This is a genomic window from Luteimonas viscosa (genome assembly GCF_008244685.1).
In the GTDB taxonomy this organism is placed as follows: Bacteria; Pseudomonadota; Gammaproteobacteria; order Xanthomonadales; family Xanthomonadaceae; genus Luteimonas; species Luteimonas viscosa.
The window spans coordinates 2215189-2237093 of record NZ_VTFT01000001.1 but is presented as its reverse complement, the minus strand read 5'-3'; the positions used below and the strand labels follow the sequence as shown (position 1 = coordinate 2237093).

The window sequence follows — 21905 nt, the reverse complement described above, 5'->3', positions numbered from 1 at the left end:
GCCTGCGCGGGACGGGCGGACGTGTGCGCGACGCATCGAGGACGCAATGAACACCGACAACGACACCCCCGCCGCCATGCCGGCCAGCGCACCCGTCGCCACGGGCGCGACCAGGGACACCGACCGGCCCGCGCCGTCGCTCACCGGCACCACCGCATCCGCGGACGACGTCGACGACACCGTCCCTCCGCCGCGGGCCAGCGACCTGGCCGTCGCCCAGGACAGCGCGCAGGACGTGGCCACCTGGATCACCAAGGAAGCCGGCAACCGCCGGATTCCCTATGACCGCGCGCGCCTGGAGCGCAGCATCGACCGCGTCCACGCCGAATTCCCGCAGCTCGACATCTTCGACTACAAGCGCAGCGTGTTCGGCTTTGTCGAGCGCAAGGACGCGGTGAATGCCGACGACCTGGTCGACCACCTGATCCGCGAGGCCGAGGCACGGGTCGACGTGGCCGCGCCGGAGTGGGAGATGTTCGCCGCGCGGATCTACCTGCACCGGCTGTACAAGCGCGCCAGCCGCAACCGCTTCTACGATGCCGGGGAGAAGTACGGCTCGTACGTCGGCCTGCAGGAGTCGCTGGCCGACCGCAACGTCTACTCCAACGACATCCTGCGCGCGTACTCGAAGGAGGAGCTGCAGGAAGCCGGGCGCATGATCGATCCGGAGCGCGACAAGCTGTTCGCCTACAACGGCCTGTACCTGCTGGCCACGCGCTACCTGGCCACCGACACCTCGCGCGCGGTCTACGAACTGCCGCAGGAACGATGGCTCACGATCGCGCTGTACCTGATGCAGGACGAGCTCACGCCCGGCAAGGGCGGGCGCGAGCGCCGCATGCAGCTGGTCGGCGAGGCGTACTGGGCGCTGTCGAACCTGTACATGACCGTGGCCACGCCGACCCTGCAGAACGCCGGCAAGACCGGCGGTCAGCTGTCGTCGTGCTTCATCGACACCGTCGACGACTCGCTGCAGGGCATCTACGACTCCAACACCGACATCGCCCGCGTCTCCAAGGGGGGCGGCGGCGTGGGCGCGTACATGGGCTACGTGCGCTCGTCGGGTTCGTCGATCCGCGGCGTGCCCAATTCCTCGGGTGGCGTGGTGCCGTGGGTCAAGCAGCTCAACAACACCGCGGTCTCGGTCGACCAGCTCGGCCAGCGCAAGGGCGCGGTGGCGGTGTATCTGGACGTCTGGCACCGCGACATCGAGGCCTTCCTCGACCTGCGCCTGAACAACGGCGACCAGCGCCTGCGCGCGCACGACGTGTTCACCTCGGTCTGCATCCCCGACCTCTTCATGGAAGCGGTGGAGCGGCGCGGCGACTGGTACCTGTTCGATCCGCACGAGGTCAAGCGGATCAAGGGCTGGTACCTGCAGGACTGCTTCGACGAAAAGAAGGGCGAAGGCACGTTCCGCCGCCGCTACGAGGAAGTCGTGGCCGACGAGCGCATCGCGCGCAGGACGGTCAAGGCGATCGACATCTTCAAGCGGATCATGGTCAGCCAGCTCGAGACCGGCAATCCCTTCATGTTCTACCGCGACGAGGTGAACCGCAAGAACCCGAACAAGCATGCGGGCATGGTGTATTCGTCCAACCTGTGCACCGAGATCCTGCAGAACATGAGCCCCACAAGGCTGATGCAGGAGATCATTTCCGGCAACCAGATCGTCACCACGAAACAAGCCGGCGATTTCGTCGTCTGCAACCTGTCCTCGGTCAACCTCGGCCGCGCGGTGCTGCCGCCCGAGGGGCAGGGCGACCTGATCACCGACGTGCTCGAGCGCCTGATCCCGATCCAGGTGCGGATGCTCGACAACGTGATCGACCTCAACGACCTGCCGGTGCCGCAGGCGACGATCACCAACGCGAAGTACCGGGCGATCGGCCTGGGCACCTTCGGCTGGCACCACCTGCTTGCGCTCAAGGGCATCCACTGGAACTCGCCGGAGGCGGAGGACTACAGCGACACGCTGTACGAGCGCATCAACTACCTGACCATCCAGGCGAGCATGGCGCTGGCGAAGGAGAAGGGCACCTATCCCGTGTTCAGCGGCAGCGACTGGCACACCGGCGCCTATTTCCGCGACCGCGGCTACCACTCGCCGGCGTGGCTGGAGCTGGCGGCGCAGGTGGCGGTCAACGGCGTGCGCAACGGCTGGCTGCTGGCGGTCGCGCCGAACATGTCGACCGCGCAGATCGCCGGCTCCACCGCGTCGATCGACCCGATCTACTCCGCGTTCTACTACGAGGAGAAGAAGGACTACCGCAGGCCGGTGGCCGCGCCAGGGCTGTCGCTGGAGACCTGGCCGTATTACGAGAAGGGCGCGTACAAGCTCGACCAGTTCGCCTCGGTGCGGCAGAACGCGCGCCGCCAGCGCCACGTCGACCAGTCGATCAGCTTCAACTTCTACGTGCCGAGCACCATCCGCGCCGGCACCCTGCTCGACCTGCACCTGACCGCCTGGCGCGAAGGGCTCAAGACCACCTACTACGTGCGCTCGAACGACATCGACATCGCCGAGTGCGAATGGTGTTCGAGCTGAAGAGGCCCATTGCGCCATGACCCGTCCCTTCTCCCGCTTGCGGGAGAAGGTGCCCCGAAGGGGCGGATGAGGGCGCTCTTCGCGCCCTGCCCTCACCCCCAGCCCCTCTCCCGCAAGCGGGAGAGGGGAGCAGACCAGAGATTCCAGTGCCCATGTCCGCAGCAGCCCCGCTCACTTCCACCCCGCTCGACCGCATCCGCATCCTCGAGCCGCGCCATCCCAACCGGTCCACCGGGATCATCAACGGCCGCACCTCCGGCATCCTCAACTGGAACGACATCCCGTACCCGTCGTTCTACCGCGCCTACAAGGAGCTCTCGACCAACTTCTGGATCCCGGACGAGGTCGACATGAAGGCCGACGCGCGCCAGTACGGCGAGCTCTCCGCGCGCGAGAAGAACGCGTTCGATTCGATCATCGGCCTGCTCGCCACGCTGGACTCGCCGCAGACGCGCTTCATCTACAACGTCGCCGAATACATCACCGACCCGGCCGCGCACGCGAACGCGGCGATCATCGGCCAGCAGGAAGTGATCCACAACGAAAGCTACAGCTACGTGCTGGCCTCGATCACCGACCTGGCCAACCAGAACCGGGTGTTCGAGATCGCGCGCACGCATCCGACGATCGTCAGGCGCAACGCGCCGATCATGGAGTCCTACGACGACTTCATGCGCGAGAAGACCGCCGAGACGCTGCTGCGCTCGCTGATCCAGTCCTCGATCCTGGAGGGCATCAACTTCTATTCCGGCTTCGCCTACTTCTACAACCTGGTGCGCCAGAACCGGATGGCCGGCACCGGCAAGATCATCAGCTTCATCAACCGCGACGAGCTGGCGCACACCAAGTTCATCAGCGAGGTGATCCGCGCGATCGTCGGCGAGAACCCGGAGCTGCAGACCGACGAGCTCACAGGCTATGTGCACCAGGCCTTCGCCCATGCGATCGAGCTCGAGACACAGTGGTCGGGCGAGGTGCTCGACGGCATCGACGGCATCGACGTGGACGAGATGATCCGCTACGTGAAGTACCGCGCCAACAAGATGGCCGGGATGCTCGGGATCGAGCGACTGTACTCCGACAGCACCGACAACGTGATGCCGTGGATCCGGGCCTATGCCGACAACTTCACCGAGACCAAGACGGATTTCTTCGAGATGCGGAATGCGTCGTACAAGAAGACGAATTCGGATAACGGGTTCGATGATCTGTAGAGGCTCCGTCATCCCCGCGCAGGCGGGGATCCGGTCGATGCAGTGGATGCGGTGACACGCAATGTTTCGAGGCGCTCCTGTGACATCTGGAACCGGTCGAATGAGTTCAGAAGCAGAGCTTTCGCGCTGCGCGCGAGTTCCTTTTGTCTTGGCAAAAGGAACCAAAACCGTTTTCGCCGGACGCGATCCGGACTGGCTGCGCCAGTCCGGTCCCCTGCGCTTCTCGGTCGGCGGGGCACGCGGCCCAAACTCGCTGCGCTCAGACATGGGCCGCTCTCCGGCCCCGCCGCCCTGCGATGCTCGGCTCGCTTTACGGCTCGAAAGATCACCGGCAACGGCAACGGCAACGGCAACGGCATGGGCATGGGCATGGGCATGGGCATGGGCAATGTCGGCCCGCGCGATCTGTCGGGCCGATCGGTTGATATCGAACCTTCCATGCGCATCCTGATCGCCTTCACCTCGCTCAGCGGCAATACGCGCGACGTCGCGCGAGCAGTGCGCACCCGATGCGAAGCGCTGGGGCATGACGTGGCCTGGATCGATGCCGATGTCCAGACGCTCGCGCAGGCCTGCCGCGACGGCGCCGAGCACGATCTCTATGTGCTCGGCAGCTGGAGCAGCAACGGCGGACGCACGCCGCCGGAGATGAAGCGCTTCATCGCCGAGCTGGTCGAGGCGGTCGGCAAGCCGCAATGCGTCGCGGTGTTCGGCACCGGCGAGACCCAGTGGGGCGAGGAGTGCTACTGCGGCGCGGTGCGGCGCATCGCCGCGTTCTTCGGCACGCGGCTGCCGCGCCTGGAGATCGAACAGATGCCGCATGGCGAACGCGACGCCGAGCGGATCCGATGCTGGACCGACCACCTCCTGGAATCCATCGAGAGCCACCCACATGCAGACCCTGCACGCCTCATCGCCTGACGATTACCGCGCCGCCCTGGCCGCACACCCGCGGCTGCTGGTGGACTACCACAAGGACGACTGCCCGGCCTGCCGCATGCTGGACATGTCGCTCATGAAGTTCGCGGACGATCCCGCCGCCGCCGGTCTGGTGCTGCTCAAGGTGAAGCTGGAAACGGTGGGCGAGGACCTGTTCCGCGCGCTGGGCCTGCGGCAGACGCCGACGCTGTCGCTGTTCCAGGACGGCGTCGAGGCGCGCCGGCTGCCGGGCTTCCAGGCGCCGGGGCAGATCGCGCAGGCGGTCGGGCTCTACCTCGGCGAGTCGGCGGAATCGGCGGCATGACGCCCGCTTCCGATGCGCCCGCCGTCGAGGCGCGGATGCTGGAGATCGTGTTCCCCGACCACACCAACCACCTCGGCACCCTGTTCGGCGGCCAGGCGCTGGCGTGGATGGACAAGGCCGCCTTCATCGCCGCTTCGCGCTACGCACGGCGCACCGTGGTCACCGCGCGCTCGGACCAGGTCGACTTCCGCCTGCCGATCCGCCAGGGGCAACTGGTCGAGACCATCGCGCGCGTGGTCGAGGTCGGCAGCACCTCGATGCAGGTGCAGGTGGAAGTGTTCACCGAAGACCTGCACAGCGGCCGGCGCGAACTGTGCACGCGCGGGCGCTTCGTCATGGTGGCGCTGGACGAGGCCGGCGCGCCGGCGCCGGTGCCGGCCTTGCCCCCGGGCTGAGCGCCGGGCCGCCACTCCGTCGCTCACGCGACTTTGCCGCGGTGGCGGAGCTGCTGCGATCCCGGATGCGCCAGCATCCGCCCTTCGCACCACAAGAGCGCCTTCGGGCGCGTCGTCGGGACATCCAGACGACCGGAGCCCGGCGTCCGCAGCCGATGGCGCCCGCGCGAAAAAAAGATGAGCGACGACCCCGCCAGACCCGGAGCCCCGCATGGACGAAACCACGCCGAACATGACCAACCTGTTCCTGCAGCTCGGCCTCGACGCCGACCACGAGGCGATCGCCGCATTCATCGGCAGGCACCAGCTGCCGGGCGGGGTGCACATCGCCGACGCTCCGTACTGGAGCGAGGGCCAGCGCCAGTTCCTCGCCGAACAGCTGCGCGCCGACGCGCGCTGGACCACCGTGGTCGACCAGCTCAACGAATCGCTGCACGAAGATGCGGTGAAGCGGCAGACGGGGCTGTAGGCCGTGCCAGGGCCGCGGCGGCGACGTTGTTTCCTCCGTCCGGTTCACTTCGATCCAGGCGCTGTTCGTATCCATCGTTTCCCGCCGCACCCTCATCCCGTACCTGTCATTTGGCACCTGTCATCCCGGACCTGTCGTCCCGCACCTGTCATTTCGCACCTGTCATCCCGAGCGTAGCGAGGGATCTGCTGCTCCCTGCAGGAAGCGAGATCCCTCGCTACGCTCGGGATGACAGCATCGCGGCAGCCGAGTGCGGCGGCAGAAGCCGACAGCATCGCGGTAGCCGACTGCGGCGGCAAAAGCCGACGGCATCGCGGTAGCCGAATGCGGCGGCAAAGACCGGCAGCATCGCAATAGCTGGCAGAGGCGGCAAAGACTGGCGGCATCAGCGGTAGTCGGAAGCGGTGGTGAGAGTGACGGCGTCGGGACGGGACGACAGCGTCGGAGCGAACATCGACCTCGCCTGGTTGCACCGGCAACGGTCATCCGGCCCCGCAGCCGGCTGTGACATAGTCCCGCGATCGCCCCCCGCACCGCCGCAGATGCCCCGCGACCACGTCCTCACCCTGTCCTGCCCGGATCGCACCGGTATCGTCTACGGTGTCTCCGGCCTGCTGTTCGAGCACGGCTGCAACATCCTCGATGCGCAGCAGTTCGGCGACCCGGAGTCGGGCCGCTTCTTCCTGCGCGTGCACTTCGACACGCCCGAGCCGGCGCGCATCGACCTGGTGCACGCGCCCTTCTCGCGGCTCGCCGAGGCGCACGCGATGGACTGGCAGCTGCACGACGCCCGCCGGCGCGCACGGCTGCTGGTGCTGGTCAGCCGGCAGGGCCACTGCCTCAACGACCTGCTGTTCCGCACCCACAGCCGGCAGCTGCGTGCCGACATCGCGGCGGTCGTCTCCAACCATACCGACTTCGCGCCGCTGGCCGCCTCCTACCGCGTGCCGTTCCACCATCTTCCGGTCGATGCCGGCAACCGCGCGGCGCAGGAGGGCCGGCTGCTCGAGCTGGTCGAGCGCGAGCGCATCGACCTGGTGGTGCTGGCGCGCTACATGCAGATCCTCTCGCCCGCCCTGTGCGATGCGCTCGCCGGCCGCGCGATCAACATCCACCACAGCTTCCTTCCCAGCTTCAAGAGCGCCCAGCCCTACCACCAGGCGCACGCGCGCGGGGTCAAGATCATCGGCGCCACCGCGCACTACGTGACCCGCGAGCTCGACGAAGGCCCGATCATCGAGCAGGACGTGGCCCACGTGGACCATGCGATGACGCCCGCTTCGCTGATCCGGATCGGCAGCGACGTGGAATCGCGCGTGCTGGCGCGCGCGGTGCGGCTGCACGTGGAGCATCGCATCCTGCTCAACGGACATCGCACGGTGGTGTTCCGCTGAGGCAACGCGCGGCGATGCGACGCGCGCCTGCGCCCGCAAGCCGAGTCCCGCCCCGGCCGCCGGGCCTTCGCGGCGAAATCAAGGGGGAGGCATCCGCCTGCAGGCGGATGGCGGAGGACATTCGCTGCGAAGGCCTGGCGGTCGGGGCGGGACCGATCAGGTCGCAATGCGATGGAGCAATGCCTGCATGCGTGGGTGGGGCGCCCATGAAAAAGCCGGCGCCTGCGCGCCGGCTTTCCGATGCCACTGACGCGGCCTCAGGCGATCGACGCGCGGTAGATCGATTCGATCGAGGTGTCGAGCGTCTTGTTGAACGCGTCGTCGTCCTGCTGTGCGCTCAGCCCTTCGCTCAGCGCGCGGCTGAAGCTGGCGATCACGCCGGGGTTGCGCGCGAGCTTCGCATTCGCGTCGTCGCGGCTGTAGCCGCCGGACAGCGCCACCACCTTGAGCACGGCCGGATGCGCGACCAGCTCGGCGAAGTCGCCGTCGACCTCCGGCAGCGTCAGCTTGAGCATCACCGGCGTGGACGCATCGAGCCGGTCCAGCCGCTCGAGCAGGCCCTTCTTCAGTTCGGCCTCGATCGCCTGCTTGTCGGCCGAATTGATGTCGACTTCCGGTTCGATGATCGGCACCAGGCCGGCATCGAGCACCTGCCGGCCGAGCTCGAACTGCTGGTCGAGCACCGCCGCGATGCCGGCGGGATTGAGCGACTTGATCACCGAGCGTTCCTTGGTGCCGAACACGCCTCGGGCCTTGGCCCGTGCCAGCAGGTCGGCCAGGCCGGGGATCGGCTTCATCTTCTGCACGCCGTCCGCCTCGTCGGCCAGGCCCTTGTCGATCTTCAGGAACGGCACCACGCCCTTGTCCTCCCACAGGTAGGCCACCGCGTTCTTGCCGCCGAAATCGTCGTCCATGGTGCGCTCGAACAGGATCGCGCCGAGCACGCGCTCGCCGGTGAACGCGGGGCTGGTGACGATGCGGGTGCGCATGGCGTGCACCTGGTCGAACATTTCCTTCTCGTTCGAGTACGCCGATTCGTCGACGCCGTAGAGCTTGAGCGCCTTGGGCGTGCTGCCGCCGCTCTGGTCGAGCGCGGCGATGAAGCCCTTGCCGGAGGCGATGCGGTCACGTTGCTGCGGATGGATGGCCACGTCGGTGTCGTTCCTGTGCTGGCGGACGGGAGGGCGCGGGATCGCGCGGAAGCTCCAAGATCATACCGTCCCGCCGCCGCGGTCGCGGTCATGATGATTGCTGTCGTGCAGCATGCGCGGTCCGCATCGCGCTGCACGTCGATCGCACGATGCCGCTGGCATGCGCCCGGACCGGCGTCGCTCTCCGTCGCCGGCAGCGGTCGCGCGCCGCGATCCGCCCCGGAGATGCCAGGCGCAGGATCTAGAATGGAACCCCCGCTCGCCGCGCCGCCCTGGTCCCCTCGTCGATGAAAGCCTACCTGCCGCCCTGGCTCCACGTCTGGCTCGGCGAGATCAACCTGGTGCTGCAGGTGCTGGCGATCGTGGTCGGCGCGCTGGTGCTGCGCTGGCTGGCGCGGCGCCTGGTCAACCGCCTGCACCGGCGCTACGACCTGCCGATCCAGATCGTGGTCAGCGCGCGCCGGCTGTCCGGCTTCGTGATCGGGTTCGGTGCGCTGCTGATGATCCTGGAACGCTTCGGTGTGTCCGGCGGCGTGCTGTGGACCGCGTTCACCGGGTTCGCCGCGGTGGCGGCGGTCGCGTTCTTCGCCGCCTGGAGCGTGCTGACCAACGTGTTCTGCTCGCTGCTGCTGTTGCTCACGCGCCCGTTCCGGCTGCACGACCACATCGAACTGCTGGAGAACGGCGAACGCGCGGGCCTCGCCGGCCGCGTGGTGGACATGAACCTGATCTTCGTGACCCTCGAGGAAACCCATCCCGCCGGCGGCGAGAGCCTGCTGCGCGTGCCCAACAGCCTGTTCTTCCAGCGCGCGACGCGGCGCTGGCGCGGGGAGCCGGTGCCGCAGCCCGCGCCCGCCGGCAGCCGTGACGACGGTGGCGCCCAGGCATCGACGGGTGGCGGGGGCGGGGCCGCGGTGACGAGTTTTCCGTAGCGGATCGATCCGCATCGCACGTTGTCGCCACTGGATCGCGGGTCGTCGCGTCCCGGACCCACGCACGCTGCAGGGAGCCCTCCAGCCGCGGCCGGCATCCGACTGGCATAGGATGTCGACATCCCGCTACCGGAAGCCCGCATGTCCCGTGCCGCCATCGCGCTGCTCGCGCTCGCCCTGTTGCCCGCCCTCGCGTGCGCGCAGTCGCCCGACCGCATCGCCGCCGGCGCGCAGGCGGTGAAGCCGAAGGTCGTGGACTGGCGGCGCGACCTGCACCGCCATCCCGAACTCGGCAACCAGGAAACGCGCACCGCGCAGGTCGTCGCCGACCACCTGCGCGCGCTCGGCATGGAACCACGCACCGGCATCGGCCCGACCGGCGTGGTCGCCGTGCTGGAAGGCGGCAGGCCCGGCCCGCGGATCGCGCTGCGCGCCGACATGGATGCGCTGCCGGTCACCGAGGCGACCGGCCTGCCGTTCGCGTCCACCGTGAAGAGCGAGTACCGCGGCCAGCCGGTGGGGGTGATGCACGCCTGCGGCCACGACATGCACGTGGCGATCCTGATGGGCGTGGCGGAAGCGCTGGCCTCGATGCGCGAGGAGCTGGCCGGCGAGGTGATGTTCGTGTTCCAGCCGGCCGAGGAAGGCCCGCCGGTGCCCGGCGAGGTGGCGGGCGCGAAGCGCATGCTCGACGAGGGCATCTGGGACGACTTCAAGCCCGACGCGGTACTCGGCCTGCACGTCTGGTCGCGCCTGCACGCGGGACAGATCGGCGTGCGCGCCGGCCCGTTCATGGCCAGCGCCGACGAGTGGACCCTGGAGATCACCGGCAGGCAGACCCACGGCTCGCAGCCCTGGGCCGGCGTGGATCCGATCACCGTCGCCGCGCAGGTGCTGCTGGGCGCGCAGTCGATCATCGCCCGCCAGATCGACATCACCGCACATCCGGTGGTGCTGACGGCGGGCCAGATCCAGTCGGGCACGCGCTTCAACATCATCCCCGACGCGGCGACGATGGTCGGCACCCTGCGCACCTTCGACGCCGGCGTGCGCGAGGACGTGATCGCACGCTTCCGCAACACCGCCGAGCACTTCGCCGCGGCCAGCGGCGCCAGCGCGACGCTCGAGGTCGCCGGCAACGCGCCGGCCACCAGCAACGATCCGGCGCTGGTGGAGCGCCTGCGGCCGTCGCTGGAGCGCGCGGCGGGCGCGGGCAACGTGGTCGAGGTGCCGCGCTACACGATCGCCGAGGATTTCTCGCAGTTCTCCAACGTGGTGCCGGGGCTGTACTTCTTCGTCGGCACCACGCCACGCGGCCAGGACCTGGCGAGCGCGCCGATGAACCACTCGCCGCTGTACGCACCGGACGAAAGCGCGCTCGACCTCGGCGTGCGCGCGATGCTGCAGGCGACGGTCGACTTCCTGGATGGCGCGGCGAGCGCGCGATGACCGCGCCGGCGGACCGGCCGCGCATCCACCACCTCGACATCGCCGTCGCCGACCTCGCGCGCAGCGAACGCTTCTACACGCAGGCGCTGGCGCCGCTGGGCCTGCGACTGCTCGACCGCCACGCCAACCCGCGCGGGGGCGTCACGCTGGGTTACGGTGTCCCTCCCGATCCGCTGCTCTGGTTGCGCAGCGATGCGCCAACGAGCCTTCGCGTGCACGTCGCCTTCGTTGCGGGCGATCGGGCGCAGGTGGATGCGTTCCATCGCGCGGCGGTGGCGGCAGGAGGCATCGACCACGGGCCGCCCGGCGACCGGCCCCGCTACGGCGACGGGTACTACGCGGCATTCGTCCTCGACCCCGACGGCCACAACATCGAGGCGGTGTGGCGGCGCGACGGCGGCGGTGACGGCGACCCCGCCGGTGCGACGGGGCGGACGGGCCCCGGCATCCGCGTTTAATATCCCGTGACTGCCGCCAGGAGACTCCCCATGTCCCGTTCCCTGCTCGCCTGCTGCCTGCTTGTCGCGATCGCACCGTTCCCCGCCGGGGCCGCGCAGCGCGGCGAGGTCGCCGAGGCCGCACAGCGCGTGCAGGCCAGGGTCGTGGAATGGCGCCGCGACATCCACCAGCATCCGGAGCTGGGCAATCGCGAAACCCGCACCGCCGCGCTGGTCGCCGACCACCTGCGCGCGCTCGGGCTGGAGCCGAAGACCGGCATCGCCACCACCGGCGTGACCGCCGTGCTCAAGGGCGGCAGGCCCGGCCCGCGCATCGCGCTGCGCGCCGACATGGATGCGCTGCCGGTGACCGAACGGGTCGACGTGCCGTTCGCGTCGAAGGTCACCACCACCTTCCGCGGCGAGACCGTCGGCGTGATGCATGCCTGCGGCCACGACGCGCACGTGGCGATCCTGATGGGCCTGGCCGAGGCGCTGGTGGCGATGAAGGACGAACTGCCGGGCGAGGTGATGTTCCTGTTCCAGCCTGCGGAGGAGGGCGTTCCCGAGGGCGAGGTGGGTGGCGCGAAGGAAATGCTGGCACAGGGTGTGTTCGACGATTTCAGGCCGGACGCGGTTTTCGGCCTGCACGTGGGTTCGGCGCTCAACGTCGGCCAGGTCTCGGTCCGGCCCGGGCCGATGATGGCGGCATCGGACACGTTCGAGATCACGGTGAAGGGCCGGCAGACGCACGGCTCGCGGCCATGGAACGGGGTCGATCCGATCGTCGCCGCCGCCGACCTCGTGTCCACCGCGCAGAGCATCGTCAGCCGCCGCACCGACATCACCAGGTTGCCGGCGGTGGTGACCTTCGGCGCGGTCAAGGGCGGCATCCGCCACAACATCATTCCCGACTCGGTGGAACTGATCGGCACCATCCGCACCTTCGACGACGGCATGCGCGAGGCGATCTTCGAGGACCTGCGCAACGTGTCCGAACACGTCGCCGCCGCGCACGGCGCGACCATCGACGCCACCATCCCGCTCGACCACAACTATCCGGTGACCGCCAACGATCCCGCGCTCACCGCGCGGCTGGTGCCGAGCCTGGAGGCTGCGGTCGGCGCCGGCAACGTGGTCGATCCCGGCCTGATCACCGGCGCCGAGGACTTCTCGTTCTTCGCCCGCGAGGTGCCGGGGCTGTACTTCTTCGTCGGCGCCACGCCGGAGGGCACCGACCCGCGCACCGCGGCCAGCAACCACTCGCCGGAGTTCTATCTCGACGAAGGCGCGCTCGACGTCGGCTTCCGCGCGATGCTGCAGGTGGCGCTGGACTACCTCGAAGGGTCCGGCACCTGACCCGCGGCCCCGGCCCGGCAAGGAAACGACATGGGCGCGCACCAGGACCAGTTCCGCGGCTTCGCGAAATACAATCTCGAGTTCAACCACAACCTGTTCGACCGGGTGTCGGAACTGGGCGATGAACAGCGCAAGCGAGACCTGGGCGCGTTCTTCGGATCGATCCACGGCACCCTCAACCACATCCTGCTCGCCGACCGCATCTGGCTCGGCCGCTTCGCCACCGCGTTTCCCGCGATGACGTCGCTGGCCGATGCCGCCCTCGTGCACACGTTTCCCTCGCTGCGCCACGAACTGTACGCGGACTTCGACGAACTGCACGCACAACGGCGTGCAACCGACGAAGTCATCGTGCGCTGGGCGACCGAACTGACCGACACGCTGCTCGCCACGACGATGCGCTACCGCACCTCCAATGGACGACAGCGCGAACATCCCGCCTGGATCGCGGCAGCGCACCTGTTCAACCACCAGACCCATCATCGCGGGCAGGTGACGACGCTGATGCAGCAGCTTGGGGTGGATCCGGGAGTGACGGACTATCTGGTGTATGTGCAGTAGATCTACGTGGGCATGCGCCGGCTGGCGAGAGAATCAACAGCGCCGCTCGCGATGACGACGGACCCACGCTGCACTCGCCCCTAGAATGCCCCCATGCCCACCCCCGACCACTCCCCCCTCGGCCGCGAAGTCGCGTACCCCGCGCACTACGACCCCTCGCTGCTGTTCCCGATCCCGCGCGCGCCGGCGCGGGGCGAACTCGGGATCGGCGAGGCGCTGCCGTTCGCAGGCCACGACCGCTGGCATGCGTACGAACTGTCCTGGCTGGACGGACGCGGCAAGCCACAGGCGGCGACGGCGACCATCACCGTGCCGGCCACGTCGCCGAACCTGGTCGAATCGAAATCGCTCAAGCTCTACCTCAACTCGCTGAACTCGACGCGATTCGACACGGCCGAGGCGCTGAGCAGCCGCATCGCCGAGGACCTGTCGCGGTCCGCGGGCGCGCCGGTCGGCTTCGCCTTCGGCCTGCCTCCGTTCGAAGGCGACATCATCGACGAGGCGGCCTGCATCGACGGGCTCGATATCGCGATCGAGACCTATGGCCCGCCCGACGCGGGCCTGCTGCACGCGGACGCCGGCGGGAACGTCTCCGAGGTCCTGCGCAGCGAGCTGCTGAAGTCGAACTGCCCGGTCACCGGCCAGCCGGACTGGGCCAGCGTCTCCATCGCCTATCGCGGACCGCGCATCGATCGCGCGGCGCTGCTGCGCTATCTGGTCTCGTTCCGCGAACACGCGGGATTCCACGAGCAGTGCGTCGAACGCATCTTCGTCGACCTGCTCGCACGCTGCCGGCCGGAAGCGCTGTCGGTGGAGGCGCGCTACACCCGCCGCGGCGGGCTCGACATCAATCCCTGGCGCGGCAGCGCCGGGATCGCGCCACCCGCAGCGCGTCGCGACCTGCGCCAGTGAGTACCGCCCCGCGGGCAGTCGCGATGGTTTCTTAACGCCCGCCGTGCCACTTTCGCCGCTGGATCGTCCACCAGGGAGGAGCCTCCCAATGAGCAGCGACAAGAAGCCCGATTTCTCCAACGTCCAGAGCGGCGCCAACACCAGGCCCACCGGCGGCAGCAGCGGCGGTACCCTGGCCGGCGCCCGGCCCGACTTCTCCAACGTGGTCAGCGGCGCGGACACCGTGCCCGGCACCGCCGGCGGCGAGCGCAGCTACACGATCGAGAAGGGCGACACCCTGTCCGCGATCGCGCAGCGCGCCTACGGCAAGGCGAAGTACTGGCGGCAGATCCACGAAGCCAACCGCGACGAGATCGAGGATCCGGACCGGATCTTCCCGGGCCAGGTGATCCGCCTGCCTGCGATCGACACCGACGGCGACGGCAGCCCCGACGACCCGTCGGCCCCCTGAGTGCGCGTCGTCCATCGCCCTTCAATCTCCAATTTCCTCGAGGACACACCCATGAATCGCACCCGTCTGTCGCAGGCCCTGCTCGCCGCCGCCATTGGCAGCGTGGCCCTGATCGGCTGCAAGAAGGAAGAACCCGCGCCCACGCCGCCTGCCGCACCGGCCGAGACCACGCCTGCGCCTGCGCCGGTACCGCCACCCGCCGCGCCCGCGAGCAGCGCCTCGGTCACGCTGGGCAACGCGATCGATGCCAACAACACCATCGCCACGCCGCTCACCACCTTCGCCGCGGGCGACACCATCCACGCGTCGGTCGCCACCGACGGCGCCGCCCCCGGCCAGTTGACGGCGAAGTGGACCCATCTCGACAGCAGCCAGACGGTCGCCGAAGAGACCAAGGACATCGCCGCCGGCCCGCAGGTCACCGACTTCCACATCAGCAAGCCCGATGGCTGGCCCACCGGCAGGTACCAGGTGGAAGTGTCGATGGACGGCGCGGTGGTCAACACCAGCGAGTTCACCGTGCAGTAACTGCGTTCGCGGAAGGTGGACACCAGAGGGCGCGGCGATGGCCGCGCCCTTTTCGCATGCCGGGATGCCGGCGCACGCCGCAGTGCAGCACGCAGCCGCTTTGCCCGCGCTGGCGCAAACCGCGACAATGCGCGCTCCCGCTCGCGTCGCCCGACGCGCATTCCCCTGCGCCACGCCGGCCCTGCCCACGGCGCGCTTCCATTTTCGTCCAACAGGTCCCCGCATGCCCGACACGCCGAAGATCCTCTACACCCTGACCGACGAGGCCCCGTTCCTGGCCACCGCCTCGCTGCTGCCGATCGTGCAGGCGTTCGCCGGTGCCGCGGGCATCGCGGTGGAAACGCGCGACATCTCGCTGTCGGGGCGGATCCTGGCGCAGTTCCCCGACCTGCTGGACGAGGCGCAGCGGGTCAGCGACGACCTCGCCGAGCTCGGCGAGCTGGCGAAGACGCCCGAAGCCAACATCATCAAGCTGCCCAACATCAGCGCCTCGGTGCCGCAGCTCAAGGCCGCGATCAAGGAGCTGCAGGCCCAGGGCCATCCGCTGCCCGACTATCCGGACGAGCCGCGGGATGCGAACGAACGCGACATCCGCGCCCGCTACGGCAAGGCCATGGGCAGCGCGGTCAATCCGGTGCTGCGCGAGGGCAATTCCGATCGCCGCGCGCCGAAATCGGTCAAGGCCTACGCGCGCAAGCATCCGCACCGGATGGGCAAGTGGAGCGCGGGTTCGAAGTCGCACGTCGCGCACATGGACGACGGCGATTTCTACGGCAGCGAGCTGTCGACCACGTTCGAGCGCGCCGACACGCTGCGCATCGAGTTCACCGGCGCCGACGGCGCCAGCCGCGTGCTCAAGGACGCGGTGAAGGTGCAGGCGGGCGAGATCGTCGATGCCGCACGCATGTCGCGCAAGGCGCTGACGGCGTTCGTCGCGAACGAGATCGAGGACGCGAAGGCGCAGGGCGTGCTGTTCTCGCTGCACCTGAAGGCGACGATGATGAAGGTCTCCGACCCGATCATGTTCGGCGTGGCGGTGGGCGAGTTCTACCGGCCGGTGCTGGAGAAGCACGCGGCTGCGCTGGCCGAAGCCGGGTTCGATCCGGCCAACGGCATCGGCGATCTGTACGGGCGCCTGCCGTCGCTGCCGGAGGACGTGCGCGAAGCGATCGCCACCGGGATCGGCGCGCTGTACGCGTCGCGTCCGGGCCTGGCGATGGTGAACTCCGACAAGGGCATCACCAACCTGCACGTGCCATCCGACGTGATCGTCGACGCCTCGATGCCGGCGATGATCCGCGACGGCGGCGGCATGTGGAACGCCGCGGGCGAGCTGCAGGACACCAAGGCGGTGATCCCCGACCGCTGCTACGCGGGTATCTACCAGGCGGTGATCGAGGACTGCAAGGCCAACGGCGCGTTCGACCCGGCGACGATGGGCAGCGTGCCCAACGTCGGCCTGATGGCGCAGAAGGCCGAGGAGTACGGCAGCCACGACAAGACCTTCCAGGCCCCGGGCGAAGGCCGCATCCGCGTGCTGGACAGCGCCGGCAACACGGTGTTCGAGCATGCGGTCGAGGCCGGCGACATCTGGCGCATGTGCTGTACCCGCGACGCGGCGATCCGCGACTGGGTGAAGCTCGCCGTCGACCGCGCCGCGCTCAGCCAGACGCCGGCGGTGTTCTGGCTCGACCGCGACCGCGCCCACGACGCGCAGGTGCTGGCCAAGGTGGAGGCTTATCTCAAGGACCACACGCTCGACGCGCTCGACATCCGCGTGCTGCCGCCGGTGGAGGCGATGCGGCTGTCGCTCGAACGCATCCGCCAGGGACAGGACACGATCTCGGTCACCGGCAACGTGCTGCGCGACTACCTCACCGACCTGTTCCCGATCATGGAGCTGGGCACCAGCGCGAAGATGCTCTCGATCGTGCCGCTGATGGCCGGCGGCGGGCTGTTCGAAACCGGCGCCGGCGGCAGCGCGCCCAAGCACGTGCAGCAGTTCCTCGAGGAGAACTACCTGCGCTGGGATTCGCTGGGCGAATTCCTGGCCCTGGCCGCGTCGCTCGAGCACATCAGCCAGCGCTGGCTGAACTCGGCCGCGCCGGTGCTGGCGAAGGCGCTGGACGAGGCCAACGGCCGGATCCTCGACGAGAACCGCTCGCCCGCGCGCAAGGTCGGCGAACTCGACAACCGCGGCAGCCATTTCTACCTCGCGCTGTACTGGGCGCAGGCGCTGGCCGCGCAGGACGAGCATGCTGGGCTGAAGGCGCGGTTCGCACCGTTGGCGCAGTCGCTGGCGGAGAAGGAGACGGACATCCTGGCCGAGCTCAAGGCCGTCCAGGGACGCGCGATCGACATCGGCGGCTACTACCGGCCGGACCCGGCGCGGGTGGCGGCGGCGATGCGCCCGAGCGAGACCTTCAACGCGATCCTCGGGACGCTGTCGACGCAGTGAGGTCCGGTCGGGCCGTACCGGTGGCGGCGCCGGTGGTGGCGCCCGGCGCCGGCGCGGCAGGCGGAGCGCGCGATCGCCTGCCGATCCGCGCGGCGCAGCGCCACCGGACTCGTCGCCGTCGCCTGCCCCGCGCGCGGGCACCTGCCCCTGAGTGGAAGCGACCCGCGACGCAGTCGGGAAGCGACTTCACCGCAACGGCCACAGCAGGCTCGCCTGCAGCTCCGTCCAGCGCCGTCGGAGCTGCAGGCGTGGACGCGCGGACCCGGGTGCTGTCGGGCCGGTGCGGGCCCCCGGGGGCGGAGCATCCGCCGATGGCACGGGCGGGGTCCGGGCCAGCGAACGCGCCAGCCCCGGGTCGGAAATGTGGCCCTGGTTGAACAGCAGGCCGGCGTAGATGTTCATGCGGCACCTCTTTTGCCTTGAGTGGTTTAAAAGATAGGTGCATGATCTCGGGCGGAAAAGCGAAACTTCCGCAAACCAGGCTTGAACGATTTTCAAGGCATGTCACGACCTCCACTGCATGCGCTGCAGGGTTTCGTCGCCGCGGTCCGCCACGGCAACCTGACCCGCGCCGCGCAATCGCTGAGCCTCACCGTCAGCGCGCTGAGCCACCAGATGCGCGCGCTGGAAGAGCGGCTGGGCTACCCGCTGCTGGTCCGGGGCGCGCGCGGGGTGTCGGCGACCGTCGACGGCCAGCGCCTGCTCGACCGCATCGCGCCGCACCTGGACGCGATCGCCGACGCACTGCATCCCTTCGCCGCGGCACGCGGGAACGTACTCACGATCAGCGTGCTGCCGTCGATGGCGTCCGCATGGCTGGTGCCGCGGCTGGGCGCCTTCCTCGCCGCGCACCCGACGGTCGAGATCAACCTGCAGTCGACCGAGTCGGTGGCCGACTTCACGCGCGATCACGAGGTCGACGCGGCGCTGCGCATCGGTCGCGGCCAATGGCCCGGCACCGTCGCCGAGCCGCTGTTCGACGAATGGCTGGTGCCGATGGCCAGCCCGGCGCTGGTCGAACGCATGGGCGGCGTCGGCGCCGCGCCGCTGTCGCAATGGCCGCTGGTGGGGGACCCGGACGGACAGTGGAACCGCTGGTTCGCCCATGTCGGGCAGACGCCGCCCACGCGCTATGTGGCGATGCTCGACGACACCGAGGCGCACCATCGCGCCGCGCTCGCGGGGGTCGGCGTCGCGCTGGGCCGGACCACCCGCGCGCGGCTGCTGCTGGATTCCGGCCAGCTGGTGGCGCTGTCGGACCGGAGGCTGCGGACCGGCAGCGGGCACTGGCTGGTGTATCCGGAACGCTCGCGCGCGCATTCCGGCTTCCGGGTATTCCGCGAGTGGCTCCTGGAGGAAGCGCGCGAACACGCGCAGCATGCCGCGGACCCGGCGCCGTGACGCCACCACGCCGGCGTACGCGGTGATGTGGCAGGCTGCGCGTTCGTTTCCGTCCGGAGATCCCCGATGCGCCGCACCCCGTCCTTCCCGTCCACGCTGGCGACCTCGCTGCTCGCCCTCGCCCTGGCCAGCGCCGCACTCAGCGCGACCGCCGCCGATACGCCGCCCGCGCCGCCCGCACAGACCGAACCGGCCGCCGCTGCGGATGCGGCGATGCAGGCGATCCTCGCCGGCGAATGGCGCAGCGAGGAGAACCGCGCGCGCGACGTCTATCGCCATCCGGCCGAAACCCTGTCGTTCTTCGGCCTGAAGCCGGACCAGACCGTGGTCGAGATCACCCCCGGCGGCGGCTGGTACGCCGAGATCCTCGCGCCCTACCTGCGCAAGGACGGCAACTATGTCGCCGCCATCGTCGATCCGGCGGCCCTCCCCGAAGGCCGCGGCCGCGACTACCAGCAGCGCGGCAGGGACGGCCTCGAGAAGATGTTCGCCGATGCACCGACCCGGTTCGACGCGGCCACCATCGTGGCCTACGATCCGGCCGCGCCGAAGTTCGGTGAGCCGGGCACCGCGGACCTGGTCGTGACCTTCCGCAACGTCCACAACTGGCGTGGCAGCGGCCAGGCCGAGGGCATGTTCAAGGGCTTCTTCGACGTGCTCAAGCCCGGTGGCGTGCTCGGCGTGGTCGAGCATCGCGCGAAGGCCGACGTGCCGGCGGACGACAGGAGCGGCTACGTCGGCGAGGCGCAGGTGATCGCGATGGCCGAGGCCGCGGGCTTCGAGCTCGACGCCAAGAGCGAGGTCAACGCCAACCCGAAGGACACGAAGGACCATCCCAACGGGGTGTGGACACTGCCGCCCGGCAACAACCACGACGCCGCGGACGCGGAGAAGTACCAGGCGATCGGCGAGAGCGACCGGATGACGTTGCGGTTCGTGAAGCCCGCCCGCGAGTAACCATCACACCCGAGGGACCATCACCGCGCGCGCGGGCGAGACACTTCGACGCGCGCGTTCTCGCCCTTGCGGACGTACGCCTTGCAATGCCGAGGCCTCCCCAGCACCGCACTTGACCCACTTCGGCGCGACGCCCGGACAGCGGTGCGCCGGGTGCGCCGCAAGGACGATCGAATCGCCAGTCACCCACCCACGAATCACCGCCGTGCTCATCGCCTTCAACAAGCCTCACGGCGTGCTCTGCCAGTTCACCGACCGCAGTACGCCGCCGCGCCCCACGCTGGCGGGATTCGGCCTGCCGGCGGGGGTGTACCCCGCCGGCAGGCTCGACCACGACAGCGAAGGACTGCTGCTGCTGACCGACGACGGCGCGCTCGCGCACCGCATCACCGATCCCCGCCACAAGCTGGCCAAGGTCTACCTGGTGCAGGTGGAGGGCACGCCGTCGGCCGCCCAGCTCGACGCGCTGCGCGGCGGCATCGAGCTTGCCGACGGGCGCACGCGCCCGGCGCAGGCGGAGGTGGTCGAGCCGCCGGCGCTGTGGCCGCGCGATCCGCCGGTGCGGTTCCGCAAGACCGTGCCCGACGCCTGGCTGCGGCTGGCGATCGGCGAAGGCCGCAACCGCCAGGTGCGGCGCATGACCGCCGCGGTCGGCCTGCCGACGCTGCGGCTGGTGCGGGTCGCGATCGGCGCACATGCGCTCGGAGGGCTCGCGCCCGGCGCGTGGCGCCCCGTCGATGATGGCCAGGACATCACTGGCGGTGGCGCGACAAGCGCGCCGATTCCCGGCGGTCGACCGGTCTGCTAACGTTTCCGGTCCGGGGGCCGTGGCCGGCAACCCGTCGGTCGCAGGGGACAGCCGGAGCACCATGCCGAACGCGAAAAACAACGCCGGACGGGTGCTGGTGGTCGACGACCAGCCGTCCAACCTGCGCATCATCAGCGCGCTGCTGTCGCGCCAGGGCTTTTCGGTGTACACCGCCGAAAGCGGCGAGGACGCCTTGCAGCGGCTGCAGCAGCAACTGCCCGACCTGATGCTGCTGGACATGATGATGCCCGGCATGGACGGCTTCGACCTGCTCGAGGAACTGCGCCAGAACCCGGCCTGGTCCGGGGTGCCGGTGGTGTTCCTGACCGCCGCCCACGACCGCGACCTGCTGCTGCGCGCCTTCGACTCGGGCGCGGTCGACTACGTCACCAAGCCGTTCATGCCCGAGGAACTGCTGGCCCGCGTGCAGGCGCACATCGGCCTGAAGCTCACCCGCGACCGCCTCGAGCGCGTGGCGCGCGAGCGGCAGGAGCTGGTGAACCTGGTGGCGCACGACCTGAAGAATCCCCTGACCAGCATCTTCTTCGCCAGCGACATGCTGATCACCGGGCAGACCCGCGAGGACCGCGTACCGCGCTACCTGCAGATGGTGCGCGACAGCGCCGAGGATGCGCTGGGCTACATCCGCCGCTATCTGGAAACGCAGGCGTCGGCGCGATCGCGCGACGCGCTGGCACCGTCGCGCGCATGCCTGGGCGAGATGGTGCGCTGGGTGGACCAGCGCTACGCGCTGCAGCTCGAGGACCGCGGCGCGCGCCTGCGCATCGGGTCGGTGCAGGAGGTGGACGTGGCGGTCGATCCGCTGGTGTTGCGCCAGGTGTGCGAGAACCTGATCAGCAACGCGATCAAGTACGCGCCGGGCAGCGACATCGAGCTGTCGGTGCAGCCCGGTGCGCCCGGCTTCCGCCAGCTGCGGGTCGAGGACCGGGGCCCGGGCATCCCGCCGGCCCAGCAGTCGTCGCTGTTCACCCCGTTCTTCCGGATCGGGTCGGGCGACACCGCCACCGACGCCGATTCCACCGGACTGGGCCTGTCGCTGGCGCGGCAGATCATCGGCGCCAGCGGTGGCGACCTGCGCTACGAGGACCGCGAGGGCGGCGGCGCCCGCTTCATCCTCGAACTTCCGGAAGCGCCGGCCTGACCCGCGTGCCGGCCTGACCCGAATGGTCGCGCTTGCGTGGCCGGCAAGCCTCGCAGGCTGCGGAACGCGTGCGCCC

The 21905-nt window shown here is 69.6% G+C and carries 22 protein-coding genes; 20 read left to right on the top strand and 2 right to left on the bottom strand.

Annotated elements, in window-relative coordinates; all coding sequences use genetic code 11:
- The first annotated feature begins 46 nt into the window (after positions 1-46).
- The 7 genes from FZO89_RS09890 (at position 47) to purU (ending at position 7263) form a co-directional block, all read left to right on the top strand.
- Positions 47-2548 carry a ribonucleoside-diphosphate reductase subunit alpha gene (locus tag FZO89_RS09890; RefSeq protein WP_316247535.1) on the top strand — a complete coding sequence of 834 codons (2502 nt, stop codon included), beginning with the start codon at positions 47-49 and terminating at the stop codon, positions 2546-2548.
- Positions 2549-2700: 152 nt separating this feature from the next.
- Positions 2701-3762: a ribonucleotide-diphosphate reductase subunit beta gene (locus FZO89_RS09885; protein ID WP_149103096.1), complete on the top strand. Its 1062-nt coding sequence runs from the start codon at positions 2701-2703 to the stop codon at positions 3760-3762.
- Between the two features lie 438 nt (positions 3763-4200).
- On the top strand, positions 4201-4683 hold the full coding sequence (locus FZO89_RS09875; RefSeq protein ID WP_149103095.1) for a flavodoxin: 483 nt from the start codon (positions 4201-4203) through the stop codon (positions 4681-4683).
- On the top strand, positions 4655-5005 hold the full coding sequence (locus FZO89_RS09870; protein WP_149103094.1) for a thioredoxin family protein: 351 nt from the start codon (positions 4655-4657) through the stop codon (positions 5003-5005). The genes FZO89_RS09875 and FZO89_RS09870 overlap by 29 nt, the downstream gene beginning before the upstream one ends.
- The gene (locus FZO89_RS09865) at positions 5002-5400 is read left to right on the top strand and encodes an acyl-CoA thioesterase (protein ID WP_149103093.1); all 399 of its coding nucleotides are present in this window, start codon (positions 5002-5004) and stop codon (positions 5398-5400) included. Before FZO89_RS09870 ends, FZO89_RS09865 begins: the two co-directional genes overlap by 4 nt.
- A 211-nt stretch (positions 5401-5611) precedes the next feature.
- A complete protein-coding gene (locus FZO89_RS09860) occupies positions 5612-5869 on the top strand; it encodes a DUF2789 domain-containing protein (RefSeq protein WP_149103092.1) in 258 nt (85 codons plus the stop codon).
- 542 nt (positions 5870-6411) lie between these two features.
- Entirely contained in the window at positions 6412-7263 is an 852-nt protein-coding gene (gene purU, locus FZO89_RS09855; protein ID WP_149103091.1) for a formyltetrahydrofolate deformylase, read from the top strand.
- A gap of 257 nt (positions 7264-7520) precedes the next feature.
- Here the strand turns inward: purU and FZO89_RS09850 are convergent, their stop codons facing one another.
- Positions 7521-8414 (bottom strand): fructose bisphosphate aldolase, encoded by an 894-nt coding sequence (locus FZO89_RS09850; RefSeq protein ID WP_149103090.1) that lies wholly within the window; start codon positions 8412-8414, stop codon positions 7521-7523.
- A 287-nt stretch (positions 8415-8701) separates the two neighbouring features.
- On the opposite strand from FZO89_RS09850, the gene FZO89_RS09845 reads away from it, so the two are divergent.
- The 9 genes from FZO89_RS09845 to FZO89_RS09805 all read left to right on the top strand — a co-directional run bounded on the left by FZO89_RS09845 (position 8702) and on the right by FZO89_RS09805 (position 17501).
- On the top strand, positions 8702-9346 hold the full coding sequence (locus FZO89_RS09845; RefSeq protein WP_149103089.1) for a mechanosensitive ion channel family protein: 645 nt from the start codon (positions 8702-8704) through the stop codon (positions 9344-9346).
- A gap of 141 nt (positions 9347-9487) precedes the next feature.
- Entirely contained in the window at positions 9488-10795 is a 1308-nt protein-coding gene (locus FZO89_RS09840) for an amidohydrolase (protein ID WP_149103088.1), read from the top strand.
- Positions 10792-11253: a VOC family protein gene (locus tag FZO89_RS09835; RefSeq protein ID WP_149103087.1), complete on the top strand. Its 462-nt coding sequence runs from the start codon at positions 10792-10794 to the stop codon at positions 11251-11253. The genes FZO89_RS09840 and FZO89_RS09835 overlap by 4 nt, the downstream gene beginning before the upstream one ends.
- A gap of 30 nt (positions 11254-11283) precedes the next feature.
- The gene (locus FZO89_RS09830) at positions 11284-12591 is read left to right on the top strand and encodes an amidohydrolase (protein ID WP_149103086.1); all 1308 of its coding nucleotides are present in this window, start codon (positions 11284-11286) and stop codon (positions 12589-12591) included.
- 30 nt (positions 12592-12621) lie between these two features.
- The gene (locus tag FZO89_RS09825) at positions 12622-13152 is read left to right on the top strand and encodes a DinB family protein (protein WP_149103085.1); all 531 of its coding nucleotides are present in this window, start codon (positions 12622-12624) and stop codon (positions 13150-13152) included.
- A 93-nt stretch (positions 13153-13245) separates the two neighbouring features.
- Positions 13246-14064: an NADPH-dependent 7-cyano-7-deazaguanine reductase QueF gene (gene queF / locus FZO89_RS09820; RefSeq protein ID WP_149103084.1), complete on the top strand. Its 819-nt coding sequence runs from the start codon at positions 13246-13248 to the stop codon at positions 14062-14064.
- 88 nt (positions 14065-14152) lie between these two features.
- Positions 14153-14515, top strand: a complete 363-nt coding sequence (locus FZO89_RS09815; protein WP_149103083.1) for a LysM peptidoglycan-binding domain-containing protein — start codon at positions 14153-14155, stop codon at positions 14513-14515.
- Positions 14516-14566: 51 nt separating this feature from the next.
- Positions 14567-15043 (top strand): hypothetical protein, encoded by a 477-nt coding sequence (locus FZO89_RS09810; protein WP_149103082.1) that lies wholly within the window; start codon positions 14567-14569, stop codon positions 15041-15043.
- Positions 15044-15266: 223 nt separating this feature from the next.
- Positions 15267-17501 carry an NADP-dependent isocitrate dehydrogenase gene (locus tag FZO89_RS09805; RefSeq protein WP_149103081.1) on the top strand — a complete coding sequence of 745 codons (2235 nt, stop codon included), beginning with the start codon at positions 15267-15269 and terminating at the stop codon, positions 17499-17501.
- A 186-nt stretch (positions 17502-17687) separates the two neighbouring features.
- Here the strand turns inward: FZO89_RS09805 and FZO89_RS09800 are convergent, their stop codons facing one another.
- The gene (locus FZO89_RS09800; protein WP_149103080.1) at positions 17688-17903 is read right to left on the bottom strand and encodes a hypothetical protein; all 216 of its coding nucleotides are present in this window, start codon (positions 17901-17903) and stop codon (positions 17688-17690) included.
- Positions 17904-18002: 99 nt separating this feature from the next.
- Here FZO89_RS09800 and FZO89_RS09795 point away from each other — a divergent pair, with 99 nt between their 5' ends.
- From FZO89_RS09795 to FZO89_RS09780, 4 genes are all read left to right on the top strand, one after another.
- A complete protein-coding gene (locus FZO89_RS09795) occupies positions 18003-18902 on the top strand; it encodes a LysR substrate-binding domain-containing protein (protein ID WP_149103079.1) in 900 nt (299 codons plus the stop codon).
- Between the two features lie 66 nt (positions 18903-18968).
- Positions 18969-19859: a class I SAM-dependent methyltransferase gene (locus tag FZO89_RS09790; RefSeq protein ID WP_149103078.1), complete on the top strand. Its 891-nt coding sequence runs from the start codon at positions 18969-18971 to the stop codon at positions 19857-19859.
- Between the two features lie 205 nt (positions 19860-20064).
- A complete protein-coding gene (locus FZO89_RS09785) occupies positions 20065-20667 on the top strand; it encodes a pseudouridine synthase (protein WP_149103077.1) in 603 nt (200 codons plus the stop codon).
- A 61-nt stretch (positions 20668-20728) separates the two neighbouring features.
- Entirely contained in the window at positions 20729-21829 is a 1101-nt protein-coding gene (locus tag FZO89_RS09780; protein ID WP_187471111.1) for a hybrid sensor histidine kinase/response regulator, read from the top strand.
- The last annotated feature ends 76 nt before the right edge of the window (positions 21830-21905 follow it).